Here is a 6,612-nt window from a genome sequence, read left to right as displayed (position 1 = left end):
TGAGATAGAAAAGAAAATACAGTAATTAAACTGTAACTTTATTATACGAGGAGGTGATTAAATGAAAAAGCACAATTTAATTAGAAATTTAGTAAGCCATATTTTCTTACCATTGTTACTGATATTTACAATTACATTTAGCTCAAGTGCAACTAATTTAATCGAGAAAAATAATTTACCAGATATAAGTTTATCAGGAGACTTTCTAATCGTTCCATTAGCAGAAGAAATCTGTAATGGATATGATTATCACTTGATGTTTTCACGTGGATGGGGACGTGTATATAAAGGGGCATCTGGTCAAAATCCGGTATTTCAATTTGATGGTAGCTGTTGGCAATGTAAGAGATGTACTGAAGTATTAATAACTGAATACGATCCTTTAGAAGCAAACTATGTAGGTAGATATGCCCTATGGCATGCAGGACGTGTTATATCTAATAATGGTGCGGTTATATATACTAATCGTATTGAGTTTACATCAGGGTCAACTGTACCATATTGCAGATTAAGATATGAATGATATGGTAGGGAGGCGGCATTGCCCATTTACTAGATTTAGTTAATATTTAGCCGGGGGGATAGAATGACATGAAAATTCGCAAATCATACCTACTATTATTAATTATCATTGCTACAGCTCTATTATTAGCTTTTTATTTATACAATAAAGGAACTAATTCAAAAATGACTATAAGAAAGTTTTTTGATGAAAAATCCGCCCTTTATGAAAATCATGAGGATATACTAACAGCCTTATTTAGCGAAGCAGGTAATAACTTTGAGGGAATGGGTGTAAGTGCAGAAGAAATAGCTGAAAGTACGGATATATTCCTTGAAAACTTTAAACCTTTATTGTCTAAAAGAGTTTATGATAGCCTAGTAGCTTCACGCTACCTAATTGATTCCAATTTAGTAAGTGGCAAATTTGATAAATCTAAGATAGACATAATAAGATGGGAAAAAATATCTAAAGATAAAACAAATGCGAAATATTTGGTTGAATATATTGAAAAGCTGTATTCAAATGAAAAGATCATAGAAGAATATACTAATATTTTTGAGTTTAAGCTGGAATATATTGATGGAAAATGGATAATTACAAGTATTTATCCTTATTAAAAATTTTTACAGGATAATGTAAATAATTTCCTGTAAAGTCAAAACTTCCATGAATAAATTTAATTAGACTTTAACACAAAATCCTTGCCAAGGATAGCAGGAAGATTTTTGCCTAGTTAAAAAAATACTTTGCAATCTTGACAAGCAGAAAAAATATACTGTTTGTAGGGCTTTATGAAGGATTTTTCTTCATAAAGCCCTTAATTGAGGGTGTTTTTTCGAGGGTGTAAGGATTTTTGTACTTTAAATAAATCTATTGCGCTAATCTGACTTTAGAAGCTTTTCTTATTAATATGCAGTCCATCCTCCATCAACTGCTATACATTGTCCATTTACATAGCTTGCATCGTCACTTGCCAAGAATACTGCAACTGTTGCAATTTCACTGCCTTTACCTGTTCTTGGATTGCCAGCTGCACCTGACGTTGCCATATTCATTCCTTCCATATTTATGTTTTTCATAAATTCTCCTGTGCCTATTTCCGTTTCAATTCCACCAGGGCATATAGCATTGCATATAATGTTTTGCTTAGAATACGTGAACTACTCACCACTTATAGAAGTAGGAGCTTCCGAAGAAGGTTGATAGCTAAGTTATCCTTATTCTTTTAGGCGTATCCACTTCGCCTCTATTGTATAGGATACTTAGATCCACAACTTTACTTTTCTTTAATATATTTAGTGCTGCATTTAAGGTAGAACCTGTACTTGTTTTATATAGTTCTCTTTTTATTCTTTTTCCACTGAAACCCTCTTAAGTATTATCTCCTATTGTTGGTATTACATTTTTATCAAAGAAACTTGCTTTAGATGTATATCTTTCTTCTTGTTTTATATAAGTTATATTGTATAGTTTACATAGATAGTCTAACTTATCTTTTATATTTCCTATAGGGATATTTACAAAGTTTTGATTGTTGATTTTACTTATATTTAAAATTTTTTCTTATTTAACTAGAAGAATGATATAATTATGTAGAAGGAATATTCAGACATTATTATATAAAGGATGCAAAGAATCTATAATAAATATAAAAAAAGGTAGTGATAGCATGGATTTGGAGATGTTCAAAAACATGAAGGATTTGTGGACTAAATTTATAGAAACAGGAGAAATTGAGGATGGGTTAGATAAAATAATTGCTGAATCATGGAGACGATGTACAAGATTAGGAGTAGATCCAAAAGCAGGTTTTGGTAAAACAATTGATAGTGAGAAACTTGAAGTTGTATTAAAAAGAAATGAGGAGCTATTAAGGGTTGCTAAACCTATTATGCAGAACCTTAATGAGTTAGTTTTAGGATCTAATTTTATCCTAGTTCTTACAGACAAAGAAGGGGTAATAATAGAAACCATAGGAGAAGAACCTGTAAGAAAAGAAGCAAATACTTTAAATTTTTGTGTGGGTGCTTTATGGTCTGAAAAAGAAGTAGGAACTAATGCTATAGGAACAAGTATAATAGTAGATAAACCTATTCATACTACAGGATCTCAGCATTATTGTGAGTACCATCATAGCTGGACTTGTTCAGCAGCACCAATTCATGATAATAAGGGAAATATAATAGGTGTTTTAGATATGTCAGGCAGCTTTGATAAATTACATAAACATACTTTGGGAATAGTGGTTGCAGCGGCATACTCTATTGAAAATGAAATACGTTTATTGAGAACTCATGAGTTAGTTGATACAACAGTTGAATCAATATCAGATGGAATGATAATAGCTGATAAGGATTTTAAAATAAATAAGATAAATTATATAGCTTCTAAGATTTTAGGGATTGAAGAGGATAATAAACTGGATATAAGAGAAATTTTAAGAGAAACAGATTTTCAAGAGATATTAACGCAAAAACATATGACAATGGACTATATGTATTGCAATTTTTTCATAAATGATAAAGTAATTCCTTGTAACGTGAAAATAACTCCAGTATTGACTAATAATGAGCTAATAGGTATAGCATTAGTATTTAAAGAAATAGAATACTTGCATAATACAGTTAACGTGGTAACTGGAAATAGAGCTATCTATAGATTTAGCGATATTTTAACTTCAAACGATAAAATGAAAAATGTTATAAATAATGCTAAACGTTTTGCAAAGACTAGTGGAAGCATATTAATTGAAGGAGATAGTGGAACTGGAAAGGAACTCTTTGCACATGCAATTCATAATTACAGTAAAAAAGCTGATGGACCATTTGTAGCAGTAAATTGTGCTTCACTTCCAAGAGAACTAGTTGAGTCAGAGTTATTTGGATATGAAAAAGGTGCTTTTACGGGAGCATCCAAGGATGGAAAGTCTGGGAAATTTGAATTGGCTCAAGGAGGAACTATATTTTTAGATGAAATTGGAGAACTTCCTTTAGACATTCAGGCCAAGCTGTTAAGGGTATTAGATAATTATACGGTGACGAGAATTGGAGGCAAATATTCTAAAAAATTGGATATAAGGGTAATAGGTGCAACAAATAGAAACTTATTTGATGAAGTTAAAAAGAAGAACTTTCGTGAGGATTTATATTATAGATTAAATGTATTGAAAATAAATATACCTTCATTGAAAGACAGGAGAGAAGACATAGATTTATATGCAAATTATTTTTTAGATAAATTAAACAAATCTAACTCAACAAATGTAATTTTATCATCTGAGTTTCTATTATATTTGAACCAACATTCATGGAAAGGCAATGTTAGGGAGTTGCAGAATGTTATAGAAAGAGCATATTATTTGAATCAAGATGAAGTAATAGGGATTGAATGTTTGCCTGAAGAAATAATAAATGAAATAGATGTAGTCGAGAAAAAGACTAGTCTTGATTTGATGAGTATAAGAGAGACTGAAAAACATGTTATAATAAATGCATTGAAGAAAACTAAAGGACATGTAATAAATGCAGGCGATATATTAAATTTAAGTAAGTCTACTATATATAGGAAAATTAATGAGCATAAAATAGATGTAAATATATTCAAGTGAAAATTCCCAAAAATGAGAAAAGGAAAATTCCCAGTTTTGGGAATTTTTTTATTTTTATCAAGAGATAAATAGGCAAAAGTAGTAAAATTGGGACTTTAATTTTTAAAAAAATTTGGCATTCAATTTGCTTATATAAATAGATACAAAGTACTTAAGTAGAAAGGAGGGAGATTATTAGAAGATTTATAATAGAGTTTGGAATTGGAATGGATTTTCATGGTCAAGATGTAAACCGTGCGGCTGAAAAGGCTGTACAAGATGCAGTGTCCAAAAGCTGTTTATGTGGCTTAGAAGAGGTGCTGGGCATAAAGGATTTAAATCGAGAAGTATACGTAGAGATAACAGTTGCAGTAACTAAGCCTGAAGAGATTGATGCAGATAGGATAAAGCAGTGTATACCTATTGGGAAGAAAAATCTTAAAGCTGTATATGGAGGGCTTAAAGTTCCGGGTCTTTATATTCCTGAATTCGGCGATAAAGACAATAGCATAGAAGCAGCCTTGGCCTGCATAGAAGTAAGTGTAAAGTAAATATAGGAGGGATAAAATTGAATTTAACCAATAAGGATATGAAAAATATGTATGAAACAATGCTAAAAATTAGAGAATTTGAAACAAAAGCTTCAAATTTATTTGCAGAAGGAAGTATACCTGGTTTTGTACATTTATACTTAGGAGAGGAAGCTGTGGCTACGGGAGTATGCCAAAATCTTAATGAAGATGATTATATAACTAGTACCCATAGAGGTCATGGTCATATAGTTGCAAAAGGTGGAGATCTAAAATATATGATGGCAGAACTGTTTGGAAGAGAAACAGGATACTGTAAAGGTAAAGGAGGATCTATGCATATTGCTGATGCAACTAGAGGAATATTAGGGGCAAATGGTATTGTCGGAGCAGGTCATAATATAGCAGTAGGAGCAGGCTTAAGTGCCAAATATAGAGGGACTAGCCAAGTTTGCGTTTGCTTCTTTGGAGATGCTTCTACAAATCAAGGAACATTCCATGAATCATTAAATCTTGCATCCATATGGAAGCTTCCAGTAATATTTGTTTGTGAAAACAATCTATATGGAATATCGATGCATCAATCTAATCATCAGGCTATACAGGATGTTGCTGACAGAGCTGTAGCTTATAATATTCCTGGAGTAATTGTGGACGGTAATGATGTATTTGCAGTATATGAGGCTTCTAAGGAAGCTATAGAAAGGGCTAGAAAAGGTCAGGGACCTACACTTATTGAATGTAAAACATATAGGCATAGGGGACATTTTGAAGGTGATCCTGGTAGCTATAAACTGGCTGGAGAGCAAGAAGAGTGGCTAAAGAAAGATCCTATACCTAGAATGGAAACTTACTTACTAGAAAATAATATTCTTTCGGAAGAAGAAATGAATTCTATAAAACAAGATATAAAAAATCAAATTGAGGAAGCAGTAGAATTTGCAAAAGACAGTCCATTGCCTTCTTTAGAATTGGCTGTTGAAGATATTTATACAGATATAGTAGAGGAGGTAAGATAAATGAAAAAGATGACATATGGAGAAGCAATAAGAGAAGGAATGAGAATGAAGATGAAGGAAGATCCAAATGTGTTTATATTTGGAGAAGATGTTGGAGCCTTCGGAGGATGCTTTGGAGTTACAGCAGGTTTATATGATGAATTTGGAGCTGAAAGATTGAAAGATACTCCTATTTCTGAAGGTGTTATTATAGGATGTGCTGTAGGTGCTGCGGCAACGGGGTTAAGGCCAGTTGCTGAATTGATGTTTATTGATTTCTTGACTGTTGGAATGGATCAGTTAGTTAATCAAGCAGCTAAAATGAGATATATGTTTGGAGGAAAGATATCCTTACCAATGGTAGTAAGATTGCCGGCTGGAGCAGGAGTACAGGCAGCAGCACAGCATTCTCAGTCTTTAGAAGCTTGGTTAACACATGTACCAGGATTAAAAGTTGTTTATCCATCAACTCCACAAGATGCTCTTGGATTGATGCTTAGCTCTATTGAAGATGATAATCCAGTTATGTTTATAGAGCATAAAGTTTTATATTCAATGGAAGGCGAAATAGATGAAGATGTGAAACCTATACCATTAGGAGTAGCTGATATAAAGAGAGAAGGAAAAGATATTACAATAATAGCTACAGGAAAAATGGTACATGAATCTTTGAAGGCAGCAGAAATTTTGGCAAAGGAAGGTATAGAGGCAGAGATAATAGATCCAAGAACTTTATATCCATTGGATAAAAATACTATTTTTAAATCCGTGGAAAAAACAAATAGAGTTTTAATAGCAACAGAGGAAACTAAGCGTGGAAGCTATGCAGGTGAAATATCTGCAATGATTGCTGAAGAGTATTTTGATTATTTAGATGCTCCAGTAATCAGAGTGGCAAGTTTAAACACACCTATTCCATTTTCCCCAGTTCTTGAATCATATGTAATACCAGATTATGAGGATATATTAAAAGGTGCCAGAGAAATTCTGTAA

At 32.4% G+C, this 6,612-nt stretch carries 6 protein-coding genes and 1 pseudogene; 6 read left to right on the top strand and 1 reads right to left on the bottom strand.

Annotated features, from left to right (window positions below):
• Nucleotides 1-61 precede the first annotated feature (61 nt).
• A complete protein-coding gene (locus tag RDK80_RS17050) occupies nucleotides 62-523 on the top strand; it encodes a hypothetical protein (RefSeq protein ID WP_216559877.1) in 462 nt (153 codons plus the stop codon).
• Nucleotides 524-591: 68 nt separating this feature from the next.
• Nucleotides 592-1,122 carry a hypothetical protein gene (locus RDK80_RS17045; RefSeq protein WP_216559875.1) on the top strand — a complete coding sequence of 177 codons (531 nt, stop codon included), beginning with the start codon at nucleotides 592-594 and terminating at the stop codon, nucleotides 1,120-1,122.
• 288 nt (nucleotides 1,123-1,410) lie between these two features.
• Here RDK80_RS17045 and RDK80_RS17040 read toward each other — a convergent pair.
• Nucleotides 1,411-1,647, bottom strand: a pseudogene (locus RDK80_RS17040) (SDR family oxidoreductase); the annotation flags it as partial.
• A 551-nt stretch (nucleotides 1,648-2,198) separates the two neighbouring features.
• Between RDK80_RS17040 and RDK80_RS17035 the strand changes: the two are divergent.
• The 4 genes from RDK80_RS17035 to RDK80_RS17020 all read left to right on the top strand — a co-directional run bounded on the left by RDK80_RS17035 (nucleotide 2,199) and on the right by RDK80_RS17020 (nucleotide 6,612).
• Nucleotides 2,199-4,112 (top strand): sigma-54-dependent Fis family transcriptional regulator, encoded by a 1,914-nt coding sequence (locus tag RDK80_RS17035; RefSeq protein ID WP_308524974.1) that lies wholly within the window; start codon nucleotides 2,199-2,201, stop codon nucleotides 4,110-4,112.
• A 170-nt stretch (nucleotides 4,113-4,282) separates the two neighbouring features.
• On the top strand, nucleotides 4,283-4,642 hold the full coding sequence (locus RDK80_RS17030; protein ID WP_308524975.1) for a Lin0512 family protein: 360 nt from the start codon (nucleotides 4,283-4,285) through the stop codon (nucleotides 4,640-4,642).
• A gap of 17 nt (nucleotides 4,643-4,659) precedes the next feature.
• Complete coding sequence (pdhA, locus tag RDK80_RS17025; protein WP_308524973.1) at nucleotides 4,660-5,640, top strand: pyruvate dehydrogenase (acetyl-transferring) E1 component subunit alpha; 981 nt, start codon at nucleotides 4,660-4,662, stop codon at nucleotides 5,638-5,640.
• A complete protein-coding gene (locus RDK80_RS17020) occupies nucleotides 5,641-6,612 on the top strand; it encodes an alpha-ketoacid dehydrogenase subunit beta (RefSeq protein WP_308524972.1) in 972 nt (323 codons plus the stop codon).

Origin of the sequence: uncultured Tissierella sp. (assembly GCF_902479755.1) — a bacterium.
GTDB classification, from domain to species: Bacteria; Bacillota; Clostridia; order Tissierellales; family Tissierellaceae; genus Tissierella; species Tissierella carlieri.
Note: the sequence above shows the minus strand (reverse complement) of the source record. Positions and strands in the feature narration are given on the sequence as shown.